The organism is Novosphingobium sp. BL-A-41-Hi4A-0G (genome assembly GCF_055521735.1).
The window spans coordinates 333268-355475 of sequence record NZ_CM145501.1; the positions used below are offsets into that span (position 1 = coordinate 333268).

General features: G+C 65.8%; 21 protein-coding genes and 1 tRNA gene. 15 read left to right on the forward strand and 7 right to left on the reverse strand.

What is annotated here, in order from left to right:
- Positions 1–136: 136 nt before the first annotated feature.
- Positions 137–2266 carry a malate synthase G gene (locus tag ACZ1JX_RS01735; protein WP_465125114.1) on the forward strand — a complete coding sequence of 710 codons (2130 nt, stop codon included), beginning with the start codon at positions 137–139 and terminating at the stop codon, positions 2264–2266.
- Positions 2267–2296: 30 nt separating this feature from the next.
- Here ACZ1JX_RS01735 and rsmA read toward each other — a convergent pair whose 3' ends face one another.
- From rsmA to ACZ1JX_RS01750, 3 genes are read right to left on the reverse strand one after another with little or no spacing between them, the layout of a single operon-like run.
- On the reverse strand, positions 2297–3118 hold the full coding sequence (gene rsmA, locus ACZ1JX_RS01740; protein ID WP_465125115.1) for a 16S rRNA (adenine(1518)-N(6)/adenine(1519)-N(6))-dimethyltransferase RsmA: 822 nt from the start codon (positions 3116–3118) through the stop codon (positions 2297–2299).
- Entirely contained in the window at positions 3115–4116 is a 1002-nt protein-coding gene (gene pdxA, locus ACZ1JX_RS01745; RefSeq protein ID WP_465125116.1) for a 4-hydroxythreonine-4-phosphate dehydrogenase PdxA, read from the reverse strand. Before pdxA ends, rsmA begins: the two co-directional genes overlap by 4 nt.
- A 10-nt stretch (positions 4117–4126) precedes the next feature.
- Positions 4127–4816: an HAD family hydrolase gene (locus ACZ1JX_RS01750; protein WP_465126333.1), complete on the reverse strand. Its 690-nt coding sequence runs from the start codon at positions 4814–4816 to the stop codon at positions 4127–4129.
- 61 nt (positions 4817–4877) lie between these two features.
- On the opposite strand from ACZ1JX_RS01750, the gene glmU reads away from it, so the two are divergent.
- A complete protein-coding gene (gene glmU, locus ACZ1JX_RS01755; protein ID WP_465126334.1) occupies positions 4878–6263 on the forward strand; it encodes a bifunctional UDP-N-acetylglucosamine diphosphorylase/glucosamine-1-phosphate N-acetyltransferase GlmU in 1386 nt (461 codons plus the stop codon).
- Between the two features lie 5 nt (positions 6264–6268).
- Positions 6269–6721, forward strand: a complete 453-nt coding sequence (locus ACZ1JX_RS01760; protein ID WP_465125117.1) for a DUF3291 domain-containing protein — start codon at positions 6269–6271, stop codon at positions 6719–6721.
- A 66-nt stretch (positions 6722–6787) separates the two neighbouring features.
- Here the strand turns inward: ACZ1JX_RS01760 and ACZ1JX_RS01765 are convergent, their stop codons facing one another.
- Positions 6788–7516 carry a glutathione S-transferase family protein gene (locus tag ACZ1JX_RS01765; RefSeq protein WP_465125118.1) on the reverse strand — a complete coding sequence of 243 codons (729 nt, stop codon included), beginning with the start codon at positions 7514–7516 and terminating at the stop codon, positions 6788–6790.
- A gap of 128 nt (positions 7517–7644) precedes the next feature.
- On the opposite strand from ACZ1JX_RS01765, the gene ACZ1JX_RS01770 reads away from it, so the two are divergent.
- The 5 genes from ACZ1JX_RS01770 (at position 7645) to ACZ1JX_RS01790 (ending at position 13038) form a co-directional block, all read left to right on the forward strand.
- Positions 7645–7902, forward strand: coding sequence for a CopG family transcriptional regulator (locus tag ACZ1JX_RS01770; RefSeq protein ID WP_465125119.1), 258 nt, complete (start codon positions 7645–7647; stop codon positions 7900–7902).
- A gap of 3 nt (positions 7903–7905) precedes the next feature.
- Positions 7906–8271, forward strand: coding sequence for a type II toxin-antitoxin system VapC family toxin (locus ACZ1JX_RS01775; RefSeq protein WP_196276403.1), 366 nt, complete (start codon positions 7906–7908; stop codon positions 8269–8271).
- Between the two features lie 18 nt (positions 8272–8289).
- Positions 8290–10113: a glutamine--fructose-6-phosphate transaminase (isomerizing) gene (gene glmS, locus ACZ1JX_RS01780; protein WP_465125120.1), complete on the forward strand. Its 1824-nt coding sequence runs from the start codon at positions 8290–8292 to the stop codon at positions 10111–10113.
- Between the two features lie 118 nt (positions 10114–10231).
- Complete coding sequence (locus ACZ1JX_RS01785) at positions 10232–11746, forward strand: N-acyl-D-amino-acid deacylase family protein (RefSeq protein ID WP_465125121.1); 1515 nt, start codon at positions 10232–10234, stop codon at positions 11744–11746.
- A 2-nt stretch (positions 11747–11748) separates the two neighbouring features.
- Complete coding sequence (locus ACZ1JX_RS01790; RefSeq protein WP_465125122.1) at positions 11749–13038, forward strand: alanine racemase; 1290 nt, start codon at positions 11749–11751, stop codon at positions 13036–13038.
- Positions 13039–13050: 12 nt separating this feature from the next.
- Here the strand turns inward: ACZ1JX_RS01790 and ACZ1JX_RS01795 are convergent.
- Positions 13051–13127, reverse strand: a tRNA-Pro gene (locus tag ACZ1JX_RS01795).
- A gap of 115 nt (positions 13128–13242) precedes the next feature.
- Here ACZ1JX_RS01795 and ACZ1JX_RS01800 point away from each other — a divergent pair.
- On the forward strand, positions 13243–13509 hold the full coding sequence (locus ACZ1JX_RS01800; protein WP_465125123.1) for a hypothetical protein: 267 nt from the start codon (positions 13243–13245) through the stop codon (positions 13507–13509).
- A 4-nt stretch (positions 13510–13513) separates the two neighbouring features.
- Here ACZ1JX_RS01800 and ACZ1JX_RS01805 read toward each other — a convergent pair whose 3' ends face one another.
- A complete protein-coding gene (locus ACZ1JX_RS01805; RefSeq protein ID WP_465125124.1) occupies positions 13514–14299 on the reverse strand; it encodes a sulfite exporter TauE/SafE family protein in 786 nt (261 codons plus the stop codon).
- On the reverse strand, positions 14296–15219 hold the full coding sequence (locus ACZ1JX_RS01810) for an MBL fold metallo-hydrolase (RefSeq protein WP_465125125.1): 924 nt from the start codon (positions 15217–15219) through the stop codon (positions 14296–14298). Before ACZ1JX_RS01810 ends, ACZ1JX_RS01805 begins: the two co-directional genes overlap by 4 nt.
- Before the next feature lie 112 nt (positions 15220–15331).
- Here ACZ1JX_RS01810 and ACZ1JX_RS01815 point away from each other — a divergent pair, with 112 nt between their 5' ends.
- The 6 genes from ACZ1JX_RS01815 (at position 15332) to ACZ1JX_RS01840 (ending at position 22030) form a co-directional block, all read left to right on the forward strand.
- Positions 15332–15646: an ArsR/SmtB family transcription factor gene (locus tag ACZ1JX_RS01815; protein WP_465125126.1), complete on the forward strand. Its 315-nt coding sequence runs from the start codon at positions 15332–15334 to the stop codon at positions 15644–15646.
- Between the two features lie 254 nt (positions 15647–15900).
- Entirely contained in the window at positions 15901–16527 is a 627-nt protein-coding gene (locus ACZ1JX_RS01820; RefSeq protein WP_465125127.1) for a gluconate 2-dehydrogenase subunit 3 family protein, read from the forward strand.
- Between the two features lie 19 nt (positions 16528–16546).
- The gene (locus ACZ1JX_RS01825) at positions 16547–18226 is read left to right on the forward strand and encodes a GMC oxidoreductase (RefSeq protein ID WP_465125128.1); all 1680 of its coding nucleotides are present in this window, start codon (positions 16547–16549) and stop codon (positions 18224–18226) included.
- Between the two features lies 1 nt (position 18227).
- Positions 18228–19682, forward strand: a complete 1455-nt coding sequence (locus ACZ1JX_RS01830; RefSeq protein ID WP_465125129.1) for an MFS transporter — start codon at positions 18228–18230, stop codon at positions 19680–19682.
- A gap of 61 nt (positions 19683–19743) precedes the next feature.
- The gene (locus tag ACZ1JX_RS01835) at positions 19744–20331 is read left to right on the forward strand and encodes an HD domain-containing protein (protein ID WP_465125130.1); all 588 of its coding nucleotides are present in this window, start codon (positions 19744–19746) and stop codon (positions 20329–20331) included.
- A gap of 100 nt (positions 20332–20431) precedes the next feature.
- Positions 20432–22030 carry a fatty acid--CoA ligase gene (locus ACZ1JX_RS01840; RefSeq protein WP_465125131.1) on the forward strand — a complete coding sequence of 533 codons (1599 nt, stop codon included), beginning with the start codon at positions 20432–20434 and terminating at the stop codon, positions 22028–22030.
- The last annotated feature ends 178 nt before the right edge of the window (positions 22031–22208 follow it).

The window sequence follows — 22208 nt, forward strand, 5'->3', positions numbered from 1 at the left end:
CGCCAGACTTTCGCATGATTGCAATGCCCTGACGGATCATGCATAGGCTTGGGCCGTTCCTCCCCAGGTTCATCGGATTCGGCGCTGCGCACGGTTTGCGGGGCGTTGCTAATGTGAGCGTATGGACATGGGTGAAATGAACGGACGTATCGATCGCAGCGGCCTCAAGGTCGACGCCAATCTCGCCAGCTTTATCGACAGTGACGTGCTCGGGCCGCTCGGGCTCGATGTCGCGGCTTTCTGGCAGGGTTTTGCCGCGCTGGTCGGCCATTTCGCTCCGGTAAACCGCATGCTGCTGAGCAAGCGCGACGCGCTGCAGGCGCTGATCGATTCATGGCACCGCGAGCGCCGGGGCAAGCCCATCGACGCGGACGAGTACCGCGCATACCTGACCGAAATCGGGTACCTCGTGCCCGAGCCGGATGACTTCACCATCGGCACCCGGAACGTCGATCGCGAGATTGCCTGCATGGCAGGGCCACAGCTGGTCGTGCCCGTGCTCAACGACCGCTTCGTGCTCAACGCCGCCAATGCGCGCTGGGGCAGCCTATATGACGCCTGGTACGGCACCGACGCACTCGATGCGCCGCCCGCGCGGCCGGGTGGGTATGACAAGGATCGCGGTGCGGCCGTCGTCCGAGCAGGCCGCGCCTTCCTCGACCTGACCTTCCCGCTCGACGGGATGAGTTGGGCCGACTGGGATGGGACGGGCGCGTTGCCGCTGTGCGATTCCACGCAGTTTGCGGGGACCAAGCCCGGCGGCATCCTGCTCGCCAACAACGGCTTGCATGTCGAGATCGTGCTCGACCGCACCCATCCGGTGGGCGCTGACGACAAGGCGGGCATTGCCGACATCGTGATGGAAGCGGCGCTCACCGCCATCGTCGACCTTGAGGACTCCGTCGCGGCGGTCGATGCCGAGGACAAGCTGCTGGCCTATCGCAACTGGCTCGGCCTGATGCGCGGCGATCTGGAGGCGAGCTTCCAGAAGGGCGGCAAGACCATGACCCGCGCGCTTGAGGCTGACCGCGAATGGACTTCGGCTACGGGCGATGCAATCACGCTCCCCGGCCGCAGCCTGCTGTTCGTGCGCAATGTCGGCCACCTGATGACCAACCCGGCGATCCTGCTCGAAGACGGCAGCGAGATCCCCGAAGGCATCATGGACGCGGTGATCACCAGCGCCATTGCCGCCCACGACATCAAGGGCCTTGGCCGCCACCGCAACAGCCGCACCGGCAGCATCTATATCGTCAAGCCCAAGATGCACGGGCCGGAAGAGGTCGGCTTCACCAACGACCTGTTCAACGCGGTCGAAGACCTGCTGGGCCTTGATCGCCACACCGTGAAGGTCGGCGTCATGGACGAGGAGCGCCGCACCTCGGCCAACCTCGCCGCCTGCATCGAGGCGGTGCGCGACCGGATCGTGTTCATCAACACCGGCTTCCTCGATCGCACCGGAGACGAAATCCACACCTCGATGCAGGCAGGCGCGATGATTCGGAAAGGTGCCATCAAGGGCTCGGGCTGGATCGCCGCCTACGAAAAGCGCAACGTCTGCATCGGCTTGGCCCACGGCCTGTCCGGCAAGGCGCAGATCGGCAAGGGCATGTGGGCCGCGCCCGACATGATGCACGACATGATGCAACAGAAGATCGCGCACCCGAAGACCGGCGCCAACACCGCATGGGTCCCGTCGCCCACCGCGGCAACGTTGCATGCGATGCACTACCACCAGGTCAACGTGTTCGAAGTGCAGGAAAGCGTCGCGCAGGAAGCCACGCCCGGCCTCGACGCACTGCTGGCGATCCCGCTGGCAGACGGCGCGAACTGGTCCGAAGAGGAAGTGCGCGAGGAACTCGACAACAACGCGCAAGGGTTGCTGGGCTATGTCGTGCGCTGGATCGATCAGGGCGTCGGCTGCTCCAAGGTGCCCGACATCAACGACGTGGGCCTTATGGAAGACCGCGCCACGCTGCGCATCTCCAGCCAGCACATGGCCAACTGGCTGCTGCACGGCGTGGCGACCAACGCGCAGGTCATGGACAGCCTGAAGCGCATGGCCGCCAAGGTCGATGCGCAGAACGCGGGCGATCCGCTCTACGAGCCGATGGCCGGAAACTGGGAAGAAAGCTTCGCCTTCCGCGCGGCCTGCGATCTGGTGTTCAACGGCGTGGAACAGCCCAACGGCTACACCGAGCCGCTGCTCCACGCATGGCGTCTGAAGAAGAAGGCAGCTTTGGCGAAAGTGGCCGAGCCAGCTTGAATTTGAAGGGGCGGGCCTGCGGGTCCGCCCTTACTTCGTCAGCACCCGCGCGATGGAGACGAACTCCTCCACGCTCAAGGTCTCGGCCCGCCGCTGTGCATCGATGCCGAGCACCTCCAGCGCGTCCAGCGCCCCCGGCAATCCCTTCAGCGACTGGCGCAGCATCTTGCGGCGCTGGCCGAAGGCGGCTTCGGTCACCCGCTCCAGCATCCGCGCCGAGACGCCTTCGGGCATCACGCCGGGTTCGACATGGATGATCGCCGACATCACTTTTGGCGGCGGAGTAAAGGCGCTGCGGTGAACCTTCATCGCGATGCGCGGAGACGCGCGCCACTGCGCCAGCACGGCAAGGCGGCCATAGGCATCGGTTCCGGGCGCGGCGACGATGCGCTCGGCCACCTCAAGCTGGAACATCAGCGTCAACGACTTCCACTGCGGCGGCCAGTCCTGCCCTGAAAGCCAGCCGGTGAACAGCTGCGTGCCAACATTGTAGGGCAGGTTCGCCACCACGTGCCAAGGCCCGTCGAACAGCGTCGCCGGATCGATCTTGGTCGCATCCCCGCCGATCACCGTAAGCTGGCCGGGAAAGGCTTCCGACAATTCAGCGAGCGCAGGCAGGCAGCGCTTGTCCATCTCGATTGCAGTGACATTTGCGCCTGCGCGAAGCAGGGCGCGGGTCAGTCCACCTGGCCCCGGACCAACCTCCAGCACGTTCTCGCCTTTGAGCTTGCCAGGCACGCGAGCGATGCGGTCGAGCAACTGCTCGTCGAACAGGAAGTTCTGCCCCAGCGCCTTGGTGGCGAAGAGGCCGTGGCGATTGATGACGTCACGAAGCGGGGGAAGGTCGGTCATGCCAAAGCCCTCCGGCCTGCACATTCCCCCGCCATGCGCAGCGCGGCGATGGTCGGGCCGACGCGGGCCTTGCCGGTCCCGGCGATGCCGAACGCCGTGCCGTGGTCGGGCGAAGTGCGAATGATCGGCAGACCCAGCGTGACATTCACGCCTTCATCGAAATCGAGCGCCTTCATCGGTATAAGCGCCTGATCGTGGTACATGCAGATGGCCACGTCGTAGCCTTCGCGCGCCTCGGCGTGAAACATCGTGTCGGGCGGAAGCGGACCGAACGCATCGATCCCGGCCTCGCGCAACATGGCGACGGCAGGCGCGACGATCTCCGCGTCCTCGCTCCCCATACGCCCGTCCTCGCCGGCGTGAGGATTGAGGCCTGCCACCGCGAGGCGAGGGTTGGCGATGCCGAAGTCCCGCACCAGCGCCGCCGCAGTGATCGCCGCGCGATTGCGGATCAGCTCGGCGCTCAGCAAGTCCGGCACCAGCCGCAGCGCCACGTGGACGGTAATCGGCACGACCTTCAGGCTCGGCCCCGCCAGCATCATCACTGCGTTCTCTGCCGTCACCCCGCAGGCCTCGGCGACGAATTCGGTCTGCCCCGGATGATCGAAGCCCACTCGGGCAAGGAGGCTCTTGGCGATGGGGCCAGTGACCAGCGCCGATGCCGCGCCCGAGCGGACGAGGCCGGTCGCGCTCGCCAGCGCATTCAGGGCAAGGCTCGCACCTGCGTCATCAGGCTCGCCCGGAGTATAGGGCAGGTCGGCAAGGTCCAGCACCGGCAAGGCCCCGGCAAAGCACGCAGCCACTTCGTCCGGCGCTTTCACCGTACACACCGGCACCGTGATCCCGCGCCGCCGCGCCGCTTCCTCGATTACGCGGGACGAGCCGACCACGAAAAACGGCGGCAGGCCTTCCGCATCGCTCAGGGCCCATGCGGCAGCGGCAAGCTCCGGTCCGACGCCTGCAGGATCGCCGATGGTCAAGGCAAGGGGGGCGGTCATGAGTGGGAGCCTAGACGCTCTGCGCCACGCTGGCGAGACGCTCCAGCGTTGGCACCAGCTCGTCATAATGGTCAATCACCGCGTCCGCGCCAAGCTCATCCGCAGGCACATCGTTGAAGCCAAAGCGCACAGCAACCACTGGCATCGGCACCGCCTTTGCCGCGCCCACGTCGAACGTCGTATCGCCCACGAAGGCGGCGTTTCCACCGCCGCAGCGCTCGACCATTTCGTGGAGCATGTCGGGCTTCGGCTTGGCGCGATGGCGGCCCAACGTATCCCCGCCGATCACGCAGGCGAAGCGGTGCATCAGGCCCATTTCCTCGAACAGCTTCATCGCCAGCGCTTCGGCCTTGTTCGTCGCAATGGCGATCTTCACGCCGCGTTCGTCGAGCGCATCCATCATCGCCGCGCCACCGGGAAACAAGGTGGTGTGGTGCGCGATGTTCTGCCCGTAGAATTCGATCAGCCGCGCCTGCAGGCCGGGGAAGGCGTCCTCGTCCACCCCGCCCGATTCCGTCAACGCCGAACGCAGCATCTGCGCCGCGCCGCCGCCGATATGTCGCTTGGTCTCCTCCAGCGGCACTGGCGGCCGACCGGCCAGCGCCAGCGCATGGTTCAGCGCCACGCCCAAGTCGCGGCTGGTGTCGAGCAGGGTGCCGTCGAGATCGAATCCGACGATTTGATAAGGAAAATCCGCCATCATGTGCGCAACTGGCCTGCCGTTCTGGAAAGCGCAAGAATTGTCTGGCAAAGGTGCCCGCATGACCGACCAGACGCCTATCGCAACTATCATCCTCGCCGCCGGAAAAGGCACCCGCATGAAGAGCGACCTGCACAAGGTGCTCCACCCGATCGCGGGCAGGCCAATGGTCAAACACCTGATGGCGAGCGCGGCGGCGCTGAACCCCGCACGGCAAGTCGTCGTCGCAGGCCATGGGCGCGAGCAGCTGGAAAAGGCGCTCGGCGGCTCAGCCACGATTGCCGTGCAGGACCCGCAACTGGGCACCGCCCACGCCGTCCAGCAGGCCGAAGAGGCGCTGGCCGGTTTCGAAGGCGACGTGCTGATCCTCTACGGCGACGTACCCTTCGTCCGCACCGAAACGATGCAGGCGATGATCGCGCGGCTTCACGAGGCAGACGCTCCCGCCGCCGTGGTGCTGGGCTTCGAACCTGCCGAGACGCTGCAATATGGGCGCGTGATTGCCGAGGGCGGGCGCATCGTGAAGATGGTAGAGCACAAGGACGCAACCGACGAGGAGCGCACCTGCCGCGTGTGCAATTCGGGCCTCATGGCGGTGCGCAGCGCGGACCTGTTCGGCCTCCTCGCCCGCGTCGGCAACGACAATGCCCAAGGCGAATACTACCTGCCCGACGTGGTCAACATCGCGATTGCCGATGGCCGGACGTGCGCGGTTGTGGTGACCGACGATGCCGACGAAGTGGCCGGGATCAACAGCCGCGCCGAACTTGCGCAAGCCGAAGGCCGCTGGCAACAGCGCCGCCGGGCACAGGCTATGGCCGATGGCGCGACCCTGATCGCGCCCGAGACGGTGTGGTTCGCATGGGACACCGTGCTGGGCCGCGACGTGACCGTGGAGCCCAACGTGTTCTTCGGCCCCGGCGTGTCCGTGGCCGATGGCGTCACGATCCACGCCTTCTGCCACCTTGAAGGCGCAACGCTCGCCCCCGGCGTCCACATCGGCCCCTACGCCCGCCTGCGCCCCGGCGCGAAGCTGGAGGAGGACGTCAAGGTCGGCAACTTCGTCGAGGTGAAGAACACCGTGATGCACCGCGGTGCCAAGGCCAGCCACCTCACCTACCTCGGCGATGCGGAAGTGGGCGCAGAGGCCAACATCGGCGCAGGCACGATCACCTGCAACTACGACGGCTACTTCAAATACAAGACCACCATCGGCGAACGCGCCTTCATCGGCTCCAACTCGGCCCTGATCGCGCCGGTGAAGATCGGCGCAGATGCCATCGTCGCCGCAGGCAGCGCGGTCTCGCGCGATGTGGCCGACGGCGAACTGCGCATGGTCCGGGCCGAGCAACTGGTAAAGCCCGGCTGGGCCGACCGGTTTCATGATGCGATGAAGAAGAAGAAGGCGGAGAAGAAGGCGGAGAAGAAGGCGGAGAAGAAGGGCTGACACTCATGCCCATTGCCCAGATCAACGTCGCCCGTTTCCGCCTGCCCCGCGACCATCCGGCCAACGCCGATTTCATGGCCGCGCTCGACAACGTAAACGCCATGGCCGAAGCCTCGGACGGTTTCATCTGGCGTCTGGTGGGCGAAGGCAACAATGCGACCGATCTTGCGGCCATTCCCGACGATCCCGATTTCATCATCAACATGTCGGTCTGGCGCGACGTGGCGGCGCTCGAAGACTTCGCCTATCGGCAGGCGGATCACCGCACGGTGCTGGCACGACGGCGGGAGTGGTTCGACCGGATCGAGCCGTCCATGGCCGTCTGGTTCGTGGCCGAGGGGCACGTGCCGAGCATCGAGGAGGGCATGGCCATGCTGCGGCGACTGGGCAGGGAAGGGCCGCAGGAGGCGGTGTTCACGTTCCAGTGGCACCGTGCGAACGTCGTCACTCGCGCCTGAAACCCGGTGCGGCCCAAGGCTTCATCACAGGCAACCGGAGCGGAGGCATTGCGTTCCGCGAAGGCGCTAATCGCGCCGGGCCTCCACGGCTGATGGGTAGAACATCGCCCTGAATCGCTCCAGAAACGCCGTCAGGTTGGCATGTCCTGCGATCATCGGCTTCATCGGGCTGGCGAAGTCCACAAAGGCGATATTGGCAAGCAGGCTGAAGACGACCGCGTCGGTCTCGGTTGGTTCTGCGCCGAAGAACCAGGGCCCGTCGCCAAGCAGGGCGGCTAGGGCATCGATGTCACGGCCGGCGATGGCTTGGATTTCCGCTTCGGCATGAAGACCAAGGCCATGGCCGTTGATCTGGGCTTTCACTCCCCGCCGCGCCATCGGGGCAAGCAGGTTGCGGATCGGCGACGGGATGCGGCCAAGGACCGTGCTCTTCAGGATCGGCCAGTTCTCCGGCCTTCGCCAGCGGTCATGAACCATGGCCCAGTAGAGATTTTCCTCGACCAGGCGTTGGATCGCCACCGCCGTGCCGCGTTGGGTTGAGGTGAGGGCGGCATCGGGGTCGACTCCGAACCGCTCCTTCAGGTAGGCGATGATCAGCGTGGAATCTCCGATCGTCCGCCCCTCATGCTCGATCCACGGCGCCTTCCTCTTCGGCCCGCGAAATGGTGCGGCGGCCGTGATCGATTGATGCGCGATTCCCGTCATGCGCAGGAAACTGTCCAGCTTGAGGCAGAACGGGCTGACCGAGACCAGGCCCCAGGCGCCGGGCAGATGATAGACCTTGAGATCGGACATCGCTTCTCCCCCTGTTCACGATGCGACAACGAATCAGAGGTTATGCAGCGTCCATGATCGACGCAATCTCCCCTGGATAGCCGAGAGGGTGACTTGACGATAGCGCGATATCATATCATGATATCATAATGGCACGCATTCTCGCCGACCTTCCCGAAGTCGACATCGACTGGCTCGACGCCCGCGCGGCCGAAGAGGGCAAATCGCGTGCGGCGGTATTGCGCGATGCGGTCAGCGCATACAAGGCCAGTCTGCCGCTGCCCGGTCGGTCGGACTGGATCGTACGCGGCGCAGGATACTGGAAGGACAGGCGCGACCTTGGCGACGGTCTGGATTGCCAGCGCGGGCTCCGTGCAAGCGGCCGTGGCGCACGCGCGGAAGGCTGACGCTTGTCCGATCCCTTCTTCGATACCTGCATCCTGGCCGACTGGCTGCGCGACGTGCCGCAGGCGCGCGCGGAGTTGTCGCGCTATCGCCGCCATCGTATAAGCCGCCTGGTCTGGGCCGAGATCCTCGCTTGCGAGCCTCTCGAGACGCGCGATCATGTCCGCGATTTAATCTTGCCGTTTGAAATCGTAGAGGTGGACGGGCGCATAGCGATTGCTGCCGCCGACCAGCACCACCGACACGGTATGCCCCTTCCCGACGCGATGGTGCTGGCGACGGCACAGATCAACGGCAGCATTCTTGTCACACGAAATACCAAGGATTTCCCGGCTAACCTGCCGGGCATCCGGGTACCCTATACTCTCTAAGCGAAAGCCCATCCCCCAATGTGCGGAATTATCGGAATCGTCGGCCAGGAACAGGTGGCAGACCGTCTGGTCGATGGCCTGCGGCGGATGGAGTATCGCGGCTATGACTCGGCCGGGATCTGCACGGTCGAGGACGGCCATCTGGTGCGCCGCCGCGCCGAGGGCAAGCTCAACAACCTCGTGCTCGAACTCGCGCGCAATCCCGCCTCGGGCCTGATCGGCATCGCCCACACCCGCTGGGCCACCCACGGCGCCCCGACCACGAGCAACGCCCACCCCCACGCCACCGGCGAAGTGGCGCTGGTCCACAACGGCATCATCGAGAACTTCAAGGTGCTGCGCGACGCCCTGATCGCCCGCGGCCGCAAGTTCGAGAGCGAGACCGACACCGAAGTCGTCGCCCACCTTGTCTCCGAGCAGGTCGAGGCAGGGCTTTCGCCGCAGGACGCGGTCAAGGCCGTGCTGCCACAATTGCGCGGGGCCTTCGCCCTCGCCATCGCCTTCCGTACCCATGACGACATGCTGATCGGCGCGCGCCTCGGCTCGCCGCTGGTGGTAGGATACGGCGAGGGCGAGACCTATCTCGGCTCCGACGCGCTCGCACTCGCCCCGCTCACCCAGCGGATCACCTATCTGGAAGAAGGTGATTGGGTGGTCATCACCCGCGAGGGCGCGCAGATCTTCGACGCTGACAACAATCCCGTCGATCGCCCCATCGTCGCCTCGGGCGCCACCGCCGCCGCGATCGAGAAGGGCAACTACCGCCACTTCATGCAGAAGGAGATCTTCGAGCAGCCGGTGGTCGTGGCGCAAACCCTGCGCTCGTACTTGCGCCGGGTCGAGCAGACTGTCGCCCTGCCGCAGATCGACTTCGACCTCGCCAGCATCAACCGCGTCACCATCGTCGCCTGCGGCACGAGCTTCTACGCCGGCATGGTCGCCAAGTACTGGTTCGAACAGTTCGCCCGCCTGCCAGTGGACATCGATGTGGCTTCCGAATTCCGCTATCGCGATCCTGTGCTCGAGCCGGGCGGCCTCGCCCTGTTCATCTCGCAGAGCGGCGAGACGGCGGACACTCTGGCCGCGCTCAGGCACTGCAAGGCTGCAGGCCAGACAATCGCCGTCGTCGTCAACGTGCCGACCAGCTCGATGGCGCGCGAAGCGGACCTGCTGCTGCCGACCCACGCCGGCCCGGAAATCGGCGTCGCCTCGACCAAGGCTTTCACCTGCCAGCTTGCCGTGCTCGCCGCGCTCGCCGCGCACCTTGCGGTCAAGCGCGGACGCCTGACGCGTGCGGAAGAGGCCGAGATCGTCGAGCAACTGGTCGAAACCCCCGCCTGCCTCAACGCAGCGCTCGCCCATGACGAGGAAATTGCCGGGATGGCCCACCTCATCGCCCCTGCGCGCGATGTGCTCTACCTCGGGCGTGGCCCGGACTATCCGCTGGCCCTGGAGGGCGCGCTGAAGCTCAAGGAAATCAGCTACATCCACGCCGAAGGCTATGCCAGCGGAGAGATGAAGCACGGCCCCATCGCCCTGATCGACGAGGCGGTGCCGGTGATCGTGCTGGCGCCTTCAGGACCGCTGTTCGAAAAGACCGTCAGCAACATGCAGGAAGTGCGCGCGCGCGGCGGCAAGGTCGTGCTGATCTCCGACGCCGAAGGCATTGCCGAAGCGGGCGAGGGCTGCCTCGCCACGATCGAGATGCCACGTGTCCATCCCCTGATCGCGCCACTGGTCTATGCTGTGCCGGTGCAATTGCTCGCCTACCACGTCGCCGTTGCCAAGGGCACCGACGTCGACCAGCCGCGCAATCTCGCCAAGTCGGTGACGGTGGAATAAGCCCCTTCACAACAAAAATTGTCTCAAGGATCGCAAGGCCTTAGGCGTCGTTCGCCAAGGCCTTGCGCTTGCCAGCTGCCGTGCCCCTGCGTCACTCATCGCCGCAGGAGGGCAATCCATGCGCAAATTGATGTTTATGCTGGCGGTTGGTCTGTGCGCGAGCGCAACAGCGCAGGCCTCAACGCTTGTAACCGGCGCCACGGTGATCGACGGCACCGGCGCGCCGGGGCGTAAAGCAGCCGTGCGGATCGACGGGGAGCGCATCGTCGCAGTCGGCCCACTCAAGCCCCGCAAGGGCGAGACGGTGATCGACGGGAAGGGCCTTGTCCTCGCCCCCGGCTTCATCGATGCGCACAGCCACCATGACCGGGGCGACTATGCCGACCCTGCCATGCCGCCGGTGCTGGCCCAAGGCGTGACGACCATCGTCATCGGTCAGGATGGCGACAGCGACGCGCCCTTTGCCGATGTCGCCGCGAAGTTCCGGACACACCCCGCCGCGATCAACGTTGCCAGCTACACCGGCCACGGCCTGCTGCGCGAACGCGTGATGGGCGCGGACTACAAGCGCGTGGCAACGCCTGCCGAAGTGGCAGCGATGCAAAAGCTGCTCGCGGCAGACATGGCCGCAGGCTCACTCGGCCTGTCCACGGGCCTCGAATACGATCCCGGCATCTATTCCGCGCATGACGAGGTCGTCGCGCTCGCCAGCACTGCGGCGGCAGGCGGCGGCCGCTACATCAGCCACATGCGCAACGAGGACGTCACGTTCGACGCTGCGCTCGACGAATTGCTCGACATCGGCCGCAAGACCGGCATCCCGGTGCAGGTCTCGCACATCAAGCTTGGCGTGGTCGACAAGTGGGGCACCGCCAAGGCGGTCCTCGCCAAACTCGATGCCGCACGCGCAGCAGGCATCAAGGTGACTGCCGACGTCTATCCTTACGAATACTGGCAATCCACGCTCACCGTCCTGTTCCCCAAGCGCGACTATGCCGACATCGAAGCGGCCCGCTTTGCCCTGACTCACCTGACAACGCCGAAGGGCATGCTGCTCGGCTTCTACGCGCCCGATCCCTCGCTTGTCGGCAAGACCATTGCCGATGTTGCGGCGATGCGCGGCGAAGAACCGGCCAAGACCTACCTCTGGCTGATCCAGACCGCCGAGGCATGGCGCGCCGCACACCCCGATGGCGGTCGCGCCGAAGCGGCCATCGGCACGGCGATGGACCCGCGTGACGTCGCCGACTTCATCGCATGGGACCACAGCGTGATCTGTTCGGACGGAGCCATCGGCTCGCGCCATCCGCGCGGGGCAGGGGCCATGGCCAAGATCCTGCGGCTCTACGTGCGCGAACAGAAGCGGCTGACGCTTGCGCAGGCGGTCCACAAGATGACCGGCCAGACCGCCGAGCAGTTGGGCATCGCCGGGCGCGGCCTGCTTAAGCCCGGATACAAGGCTGACCTCGTCCTGTTCGATCCCGAGCGGGTGATGGACAAGGCAACAGTCGAGAACCCCGCCGCTTTGGCCGAGGGCGTGGCGCTGGTCATCGTCAACGGCGCGGTGGTCGCGCGCGATGGCAAGCCGACCGGCGCTAGTCCCGGGCAGTTCCTGCAGCGCGGGGCAAAGTGACCATGCAGCGCCGGGCCTTCCTCCAGGCTGGCGGTGGAGCGCTGGGGCTTATGGCCGCAGAGGCTGCCGCCACGCCGGTCCTCTCGCCCGGCAACTTCGGCCTGACCGCAGCATCCGCGTCCCGTCGCAACGGCTGGATCGAGGTCGACGCGCAAAGCTTCGAGGCGAACGTGCAGGCGGTGCGCGCCGTGGTCGGTCCCGCCCGCCTCTGCGCGGTGATGAAGGCAGATGCCTATGGCAACGGCATTGCCCTGCTCATGCCCTCGATCCGCAAGCTCGGCATCACCGACGTTGCCATCACCGCCAACGACGAGGCGCGCGTCGCGCGGGCGCTGGGCTATCGCGGACGCCTGCAGCGCATCCGCGCTGCCGCACCCGATGAGATGGAAGATGGCCTCGCCTTAGGGATCGTGGAGCTTGTCGCCAATCCCGAGGCCGCCAAGCGCCTCGCCGCGATGTGGCGCAAGCGCGGCGGGCGGAGCCCCCTGCCGGTGCAGCTCGCGCTCAACGCCGGCGGCATGTCGCGCAACGGGCTGGAACTGTCGAGCCCATGGGGCAAGGCCGATGCCCGCACCCTGCTTGGCACCGAAGGGCTGGCAGTGCGCGGGGCAATGACCCATTACCCGAGCGAAACGGCTGACGACATCCTTGCCCAGCTCGCCCGGTTCGAAGCAGATATCGGCTGGCTTCAGGCCGAAGGGCTGATCGGCAAGAACGTGGTCCGGCACACCGCCAATTCCTTCGCCACGCTTGAGCACCCGGCAACGCGGCTCGACATGGTGCGGGTGGGCGGCCTGCTCTACGGCGATCCCGGCAGCGTGAAGACCGACCGCTATGTGCAGACGATGACGATCAAGTCGCGCGTCGCGGCGGTGAACCACTTCCCCGCAGGACAGACGGTCAATTACGACCGCACCTACAGGCTCGAGCGCGAAAGCTGGCTGGCCAACATCCCGCTCGGCTATTCGGACGGCTACCGCCGCGCCTTCAGCCATGCCAACCGCCCGGAGTTTGCCAGCGAAACCACGAATCGCAGCGAAGTGCTGATCGGCGGACGGCGCTTCCCGCTGGTCGGGCGTGTGACGATGAACACCCTGATGGCCGACGTCACCGGCTTTCAGGACAGCATCGCGCTCGGGCAAGAGGTCGTCCTGTTCGGCGCGCAAGGGGCAGAGCGGATCACCCAGGCCGAAGTCGAACGCAACAGCGCATCCTACGGCCCCGAACTGCTCACCGTTCTTGGCGCAACGCTGCCCCGCGTGCTGGCATCGCCTGGCAAGGACAACGTCTGATCGAAAGGAAATTGGTCGGGGAGATAGGATTCGAACCTACGACCCTCTGGTCCCAAACCAGATGCGCTACCAGGCTGCGCTACTCCCCGACTGGCCACGGCCCCTAGTTTCTATGTTCTGTGCGCGCAAGCGGAAACGTCTGTCATTGCCGCAAGTTGCTTTCGTTGATTGCTCCGGCGCGCGCATTGCGCCACGAAGGCGGCGATGAGCAAGCGCCGCCGCCGATACCTCACCGCGACGATGCCCGATGGCTACGTCAAGACCATCGGGCCGACGACGGACAGCTTCACCCATTACTGGCGCATCGTTGCAGAGCTCGAGAACGGCAAGACCGAAGTGTTCTGGGGCCACACCCGCTCGCTGGCCGAAGCCCGCAAGAAGCAGGCCCCGGCGGCTGAGGCGGTTCGCATGCGGGGGTGGAAGAGCTTCGCGTTCGAGATTGCCGAACTGGTCGAAACGCCAGAGCCATAAACTGTTACCCCAGCAGCAGCGGCACGCTCCGCGCCAGCATGTAGAGCGCGACCACCACGATCAGCCCTGCGAACAGAGTGTTGAGCGTGCCCTTGCTGGCAGCAAGGCGGGTCGAGGCCTTGGTGCCGAGCACCGTGCCCACCAGACCGCCTGCGATGAAGGCGATGGCAATCGGCCAGTCGAGCATGCCCGAGGCGGCATAGTTCAGCGAGGTGGCAAGGCCGAAAGCGCTGACCGCGACCAGCGAGGTGCCGATGGCACGGCCGATCGGCATCGAGGTGCTGGCGATCAGCGCGGGCACGATCAGGAAGCCGCCGCCGATGCCGAAGAAGCCCGAGAGCAGGCCGGTGCCCGCGCCGAACGTCACCACGCGGGGCAGGTTGTCACGGTTGCACACCACGCCCTCGATCCCCTCGGCCCCGCGCCCGCGCCACATGAAGAAGGCGACGACGAGCATCAGCACCGCGAACAGTGCCAGCAGGCTTTGCCCGTCCACCGCCTTGCCGATGGTCGAGCCGCCCAGCGCGCCGAGCACGCCTGCGGTGGCGAACATGCCCCCGCAGCGCCAGTTGACGTTGCGCGCGCGGGCATGGCTGGCAAGGCCTGAAAGCGCGTTTGCCGCCACCGCCAGCGCGCTCGTGCCGATGGCAAGATGCGGGCTGGCTACGCCGACGACATAGACCATCAGCGGCACGGCAAGGATCGACCCGCCACCGCCGACAAGGCCGAGGACAAAGCCGACGATCACGCCCGAAAGGCCCGCCAGCAGGTGCTGGAGATCCCAGATCACAGCAGGTCGACCGGCAGCTTGAGATAGCGCACGCCGTTGCTGTCGGGCTCGGGCAGGTGGCCTGCGCGCATGTTGACCTGAATCGATGGCAGGATCAGCCTGGGCATGCCCAGCGTCGCATCGCGCGCCTCGCGCATGGCGACGAAATCGTCCTCGCTCACGCCGTCATGAACATGGACGTTGGCAGTGCGCTGCGCGCCGATGGTAGTCTCCCATACGAACTGCGTGCGGTCGGGCGCCTTGTAGTCATGGCAAAGGAAAACGCGCGTCTCGTCTGGCAGGGCCATGAGGCGGCGGATCGAACGGTAGAGCGTGCGCGCATCGCCGCCGGGGAAATCGGCGCGGGCGGTGCCATAGTCGGGCATGAACAGCGTATCGCCGACGAACACCGCATCGCCGATCACGAAGGCGAGACATGCGGGCGTGTGGCCGGGCACGTGCAGCGCAATCGCCTCGATCCCGCCGATGTGGAAGGCATGGCCGTCGTCCATCAGCAGGTCGAACTGGCTGCCGTCGCGGGCAAAGGCGGGGCCTTCGTTGAAGACCTTGCCGAACACCTCCTGCACGGTGGTTATCGCGGTGCCGATCACGATCCTGCCGCCAAGCTTCTCCTGCAGATAGGGCGCGGCAGAGAGGTGGTCGGCATGGGCGTGGGTTTCGAGCAGCCAGTCAACGCTCAGGCCTTCGGCCTCGACGTGAGCAATCACGCGATCCGCCGAGGCATGGCTGGTGCGGCCCGAAGCCTGATCGAAATCCATCACCGGATCGATGACCGCAGCACGGCGCGTGGCGGGATCGTGGATGACATGCGTGGCGGTAAACGTCGCCTCATCAAAGAAAGTGGTCACCACCGGCACGGGGCCAGTCGCGCGCGCGGCACGGACCTGAGCAATGGCAGTGGTGAGGGGCAAGTCGGACATGGCGGGTAACTCCTCTGTCCTTAATATAATTAAAATCTAATATAAGGCAAGTCGAATTTAAATTGCTTTGCTGCTCTTGTGCGCGGCTCAATCGGCGTTATCTGATCGTGTCATGAAGCCCGCCAGCCTTGCCGATCTGAAGACCAATGCCGCCGCCATGGCCGGGCGGATGCGCACCATGAGCCATCCCGAGCGGCTGCTCATGCTCTGCCGCATGGACGAGGGCGAGGTCTCGGTCACCGAACTGGTAGAACTCACTGGCCTGTCGCAGTCCGCCGTCTCGCAACACCTCGCCCGCCTGCGTGACGAAGGCGTGGTCGACAGCCGCGTCGCTGCGCAAGTGCGCTTCTACAGCCTCAAGGACGAGATCGTCCGCGCCATCATCCACGCGCTCTGCGAGATCTGCGAAGCGCGCGCAAAGGGCTGATTCCGCGCAACGACTGCCTACCAAAACACCTCGTCATTGCGACCCCGGCGTAGGCCGGGGGAAGCAATCCAGAGCGGTTTGCAGTGACGCTCTGGATTGCTTCTCCCGCTTCGCGGGCTCGCAATGACGAAAGAAAGGGGAGCGTGGCATCCCATACGCAACCCTCTTGCGCACGGTATCCAAATTAGAGTATTCATTCTTATATTGACGTGGCGCTGTTACCGGCGACCCGTGCAAGGGAGAATGATCGCCTCATGCCGCAAAGTGCAAAGCGTGGCTGGAACCGCCGCGAGTTCGTCAGTGCTTCGGCGCTCGTCGCGCTGGCACTGGGCCTGCCCGCAGCCGCCGTCAGCCTGACCCGCCTCGATTCAGCCGATGCGCCGAGCGACCGCCAGCGCCTGCTGATGAAGGACATCAGCCAGCTGGTCATCCCGCGTTCGGCAACGCCCGGCGCAGGCGAGGTGGGGGCGGGTGACTTCGCCATTCTCGCACTGGCCCACGGCCTTGACGGTTCGCGCACCCCGCTCAAGGACCCGACCGCCTACGCCCGCTTTGCCCGCAACGACGGGTCGATCCGTCACGTCGCCTGGCTGGAAAAGGAACTTGATAGTCGCGCAGGCGGCGATTTTCTGAAGGCTCCGGCCGATGCGCGTTTCGCGGTGCTCAAGGCGCTCGATGCCGAGGCCTTCGCCAGCCGCGAGAGCGAAAGCCCGTGGAAGGCGATCAAGGGCCTGATCCTCACCGGCTATTACACCAGCGAAGTCGGCGGATCGCAGGAGTTGCGCTACGAGCCGGTGCCCGGTCGCTTCGACCCCGACCTGCCACTGACACCGGACTTCCGCGCCATCTCCAACGACTGGACCGCCGTCGATTTCGGCTGAAGATACAGGACTGACTGACATGCAATTCGACGCAATCGTGGTCGGCTCCGGGATCACCGGCGGCTGGGCGGCCAAGGAACTGACGCAGGCAGGCCTCAAGGTCCTGATGATCGAGCGCGGGCGCGAGATCGTCCACGGCGAATACGAGACCGAGATGAAGACGCCGTGGGAAATGCCGTTCCGGGGCCTTGGCGATGCGGCGCAGTACGTCCGCGAATATCAGGTCCAGATGAAGAACCGGCACTTCAACGAGTTCACGCAAGGCCACTTCGTCAACGACAAGGAAAACCCCTACGCGACCGGCGCGGACACGGACTTCACCTGGTTCCGCTCCTACCAGCTCGGCGGCCGCTCGCTCACCTGGGGCCGCCAGTCCTATCGTTGGTCCGACTACGATTTCGGCGCAAACAAGCGCGACGGCCACGGCACCGACTGGCCGATCCGCTACGCCGACCTCGCGCCATGGTACGACAAGGTCGAGGAGTTTATCGGCGTATCGGGCGCGGCTGAGGGCCTGCCCCAGCTGCCCGACGGCAAGTTCCAGCCGCCGATGGCACTCAATGTCGTCGAACAGCACGTGCGCAAGGTTGTGGCCGACAAGTACGGCCGCTGCGTCACCATCGGTCGCGTCGCCAACATGACCGAGGCCAAGCCGGACGAGGGCCGCTCGGCCTGCCAGAACCGCTCGATCTGCGCGCGCGGCTGCTCGTTCGGGGCCTACTTCTCCACCCAATCGAGCACGCTTCCCGCCGCCACGGCCACCGGCAACCTCACCGTGGTGACCGACGCCATCGTCGAGGCGGTCGACTACGACCCCAGGACGAAGCGCGTGACGGGCGTGCGCTACGTGAACACCAAGGACGGCACGCGCGCCTCAGCCACCGCCCGTCTCGTGTTCCTCAACGCAGGCGCGTTCAACTCGGTCCATCTCCTGCTCAATTCGCGCAGCGAGGCGATGCCGACCGGCCTTGCCAACTCCAGCGGCGTGCTCGGCACGCAGATCATGGACCACGCCAACACGCTGTCCACCATCGCGCTGTTCCCGCAGTTCAACGGTCGCACCACGTTCGGCAACCGCCCGACCGGCGCAATCATCGCGCGCTACCGGAACATGGACGTGATGGACGGCGTCGGCCACACCCGCGGCTACTCTTTCCAGGGTGGCGCGCTGCAGAGCAACTGGGGCGCGGGCAAGCGCGAGGCCGGGATCGGTGCCGAGCTGAAGGACAAGCTCCACCAGCCCGGCATGTGGCGCTTCGTCCTCGTCGCCTTCGCCGATTGCGTGCCGCGTGACAGCAACCGCCTGACGCTCGACAAGGTCAAGACCGACCGCTTCGGCATCCCGCAACTCCACGTCGACTTCGCCTTCGGCAAGGAAGAGCAGGCCGCCCTCGCGCAGGCCAAGGCCGACGCTGCCGAGATGATGACCGCAGCAGGCGGCAACGTGATCATGGGACTCGACCAACCCGGCCCCGGCGGCACCGCGATCCACGAAATGGGCGGCGCGCGCATGGGCCTCGATCCGAAGTCTTCAGTGCTCAACAAGTGGAGCCAGGCGCACGACATCCCCAACCTGTTCGTAACCGATGGCGCGCAGATGGCCTCGTCGGCCTGCCAGAACCCCTCGCTCACCTACATGGCGCTGACCGCGCGCGCCTGTGATGCGGCGGTGAAGATGCTGCGTGAAGGCACCATCTGAGGTGACCTCCACAACCATCGCCGGCATGACCGAGCGGCAGAAAAGTCTAGCCTTTTTCACCCTGATCACCGCGCTGGTGCTCGAGATCGTCGACGTCACGATCATCAACACCGCGCTGCCTGCCATGCAGGCCGATTTCGCCGCGCGCGGTCAGGATCTAGGCGGCAGCGCCGCGCAGTGGATCGCGGCGGGCTATTCGCTCGCCTTCGGCCTGCTGCTGATCCTTGGCGGCAGGCTTGGCGATCTGTTCGGCGGCCGGGCGATGTTCCTCACCGGCGTTGCGGGCTTCACCGTGGCCTCGGCGCTCTGCGGCATGGCGGCAGACCCGCAACTGCTGATCGCCGCGCGCGTGATGCAGGGCGCGGCAGGCGCGGTCATGGCGCCGCAGGTCATGGCGGTGATCCAGATCCTCTACGATCCCGTCGAGCGCATCGGACGCCTCGCATGGTTCGGTGTGATCGGCGGCCTTGCCGGGATTGCCGGGCCGATCATCGGCGGCCTGCTGATCTCGGCAGACATCGCAGGCCTCGGTTGGCGCACCGTGTTCCTGATCAACCTGCCCATCGGCATCGCGGCGTTCATCGCCGGCTGGCGCTACCTGCCGCGCGAAGTGGCGCACAAGGGCGGGCGGATCGATGTGATCGGCACGCTCGCGTTCGGCGCGGCGCTGGCGGCCATGCTCTTCCCGCTGGTGCGCGGCGAACATGCCGGGCTCGATATGGGGAGCCTCGCGCTCCTCGCCGCCTCGCCCTTCCTGATGTGGGCGGCATGGCGCGGTCTCGTCGCCCGGGCAAGCGCCGGTCGCCCGGTGATCTTCCCGCCGGAACTGATCCACAACCGCCTGTTCCGCACCGGCGCGCTGATCGGCCTCGTATTTTCGGCGGCCAACACCGGCTTCCTCTTCGTTTTCGCCCACGCGCTGCAATCGCGGCTCGGCTTCTCGCCCCTGCAGACCGGTCTCGTCCACATTCCGTTCAGCGCGGGCGTTATGATCGGCATGGGCTTTCTCGGCCGCCGCTACCTCGCCAAGGCGGGCAAGTGGGTGATGGTCTGCGCCTCGCTCGCGCTGTTCGTGGCCGATACCGCAGCGCTCGGCTGGATTGCATGGGGCGGTCCCGGCCTGCCGCTGCTCCTGCCCGCGCTGCTGCTGGCAGGCGTCGGCATGGGCACGCTGTCCGGTCCCGTCTCGCCCGTTGCTCTCGCGAGGGTGGACCGGTCCCACGCAGGCGCGGCCAGCGGCATCCTCAAGACCGTGCTGCAAATGGGCAGCGCCTTCGGCATAGCCCTCGTTGGCAGCGCCTACTTTGCATTAGGCGGACCCGTGACGGCTCAAGGCCCCGGCGGCGTCTATGCCGCGCTCGGCGTGATCCTCGTCCTCCTCGCCGGATGCCTCGCCCTCGCGCTTTCGCTGCCCGACCGGATATTTGCGACCCAACCATCTTCCCAAGCGGCATAATCGCGATACACTCTCCCGCAACAACCGCGCCGAACAAGGCGCTCGGGAGAGGATCAGCGCGATGGAAGACCTGCCAACGGCAAAGTTCCACACCATGACCGAGGGCACCCAGGAAGACTGGGACGCGATCATGACCCACCTGCGCCCCCATGCGCAGAGCGGCGGTGCGAGGGTGCTCGAACACCTGCGCCTGCTCGAAGGCGATTGCGGCGGCTTTGCGGTCGACCGTCTGACCCACTGCCTCCAGACCGCCACCCGCGCCCACCGCGACGGCCGCAGCGAGGACTATGTCGTGATGGCCTTGCTGCACGACATCGGCGATACGCTCGGTGCCTACAACCACCCCGACATCGCCGCCGCCATCCTCAAACCCTTCGTCTCCGAGGAACTGCTGTGGATCGTCCAACACCACGGCATTTTTCAGGGCTACAACTTCTTCCACTTCATCGGCCTCGACCGCAACCTGCGCGACAAGTTCGCCGACCACCCCCATGCCGCCGCCACCGCCGAATTCATCGACAAGTACGATTGCCCCGCGTTCGACCCGGACTACGACACCCTGCCGCTCGAATTCTTCGAACCCATGGTCATGCGCCTGTTCGAAAAGCCCCTGACCAGCATCTACAAGAAGGCCATGGCCGAGGCTTGAGGCGGTCTGTCGCACCCGACACACACTGTCACGAACACCACCCTTGCGCCCGACCTTAATTGCGTGATTAACTGCGCAAAATCGCTTGGGAGAGCAAGACATGGCCGATCCAGCCGTGAAGTCCGCCACCGCAATGCCTACCACAGCAGAGCGCACCGCGGACCTGTTCACGTTCGAGGAGTTCCTTCGCTTCTGGGCCGATGACCGCCCGCAAGGCACCGCGCTCGACGGTCCCGACCGCACGCTGACCTATGGCGCGCTGGAGCAGACCACCGCGCAAGTCGTCGCAGGCCTGCGCGATCTCGGCCTCGTGAAGGGCGATCGCGTGGCCTGGTTCGGCAAGAACAGCACCCTCTACTTCACCCTGTTCTTCGCCGCCGCGCGCCTTGGCGTGGTCATGGTGCCGATCGGCTGGCGGCTTGCTCCGGCGGAAGCCACGTGGATCGCCAGCGATGCCCAGGCCAAGGTCGTGTTCCTCGGTCAAGGCTTCGAAGGTCTCGCCGATGCCTTCAGCGCACTGCCCGATGTCCGCATCGCGATGACGCAGGAGCACGCGTGGCGCTGGATCGATGCGCAGGAGGCCGCGCCCTTCGAGGCTGCCGGACCCGACGATGCCGTGCTGCAGCTCTACACCTCGGGCACCACCGGCAATCCCAAGGGCGCAGTGCTGTCCAACCGCAACCTGTTCGGCCTGCGCAAGCAGTCCATCGGCAGTGCGCAACCCTACACCACGATGACCGACGACGAGGCGATCCTCGTCGCCATGCCCTGCGCCCACATCGGCGGCACCGGCCTTGGCGTCATGGCCATCGGGGCAGGGCTCCCCGGCGTGGTCCTTGCCGAATTCGAACCGCGCGCGGTGTTCGACGCGGTGGAGCAAAAGGGCGTCACCCGCTTCTTCATCGTGCCCGCCGCGTTGCAGATGCTGCTAAACCACCCCGACTGCGCCAGCGTCGACTTCAGCCGCGTGAAATACATCATCTACGGCGCCTCACCGATCCCGCTGGTGCTGCTGCGCGAATGCATCGCCATGTTCAAGGCCGAGTTCATCCAGGCCTATGGCATGACCGAGACCACCGGCACGATCTGCATGCTCCCGCCTGAAGACCACTGCGTCGAAGGCAACCAGCGCATGCGCTCGGCCGGAAAGCCGCTACCCGGCGTAGAAGTGCGCGTAGTTGGCGAGAATGGCGAGGCAGTGGGCCCGAACGAGATCGGCGAAATCCAGACCCGTTCGTCCAACAACATGCTCGGCTACTGGAACCTGCCCGAAGCCACCGCCAAAACGATGACGTCCGACGGCTGGATCGCCACCGGAGACGCCGGCTACCTCGACGAGGACGGCTATGTCTACATGCACGACCGCATCAAGGACATGATCATCTCCGGCGGCGAGAACGTCTACCCTGCGCAGGTCGAAAGCGCGATCTACGGCCACCCCGATGTGCTCGAAGTCGCCGTCATCGGCGTGCCCGACGCGACCTGGGGCGAGGCGGTCAAGGCCGTCTGCGTGCCCAAGCCCGGCCACGCCATCGATCCGCAGTCGATCATCGACTGGACCCGCGAACGGCTCGCCGGATTCAAGGTCCCCAAGTCGGTCGACGTTATCGCAGCACTCCCCCGTAACCCCTCCGGCAAGGTCCTCCGCCGCACCTTGCGCGAACCCTACTGGGCAGGGCGGGAGCGTCAGGTCAACTGAGGGCGAGGCGTCCCGTCACACCAACCTCGTTATCCCGGCGAAGGCCGGGACCCACGACGGCTCAACCTTGCACGACGGAGGAAATGGATTCCGGCCTTCGCCGGAATGACGGGTGGAAGAGGGAGCGACGAGAGTTTGGAACCCACCCAAACCCGAAAAAGACTCCGTCGCCCCGGCG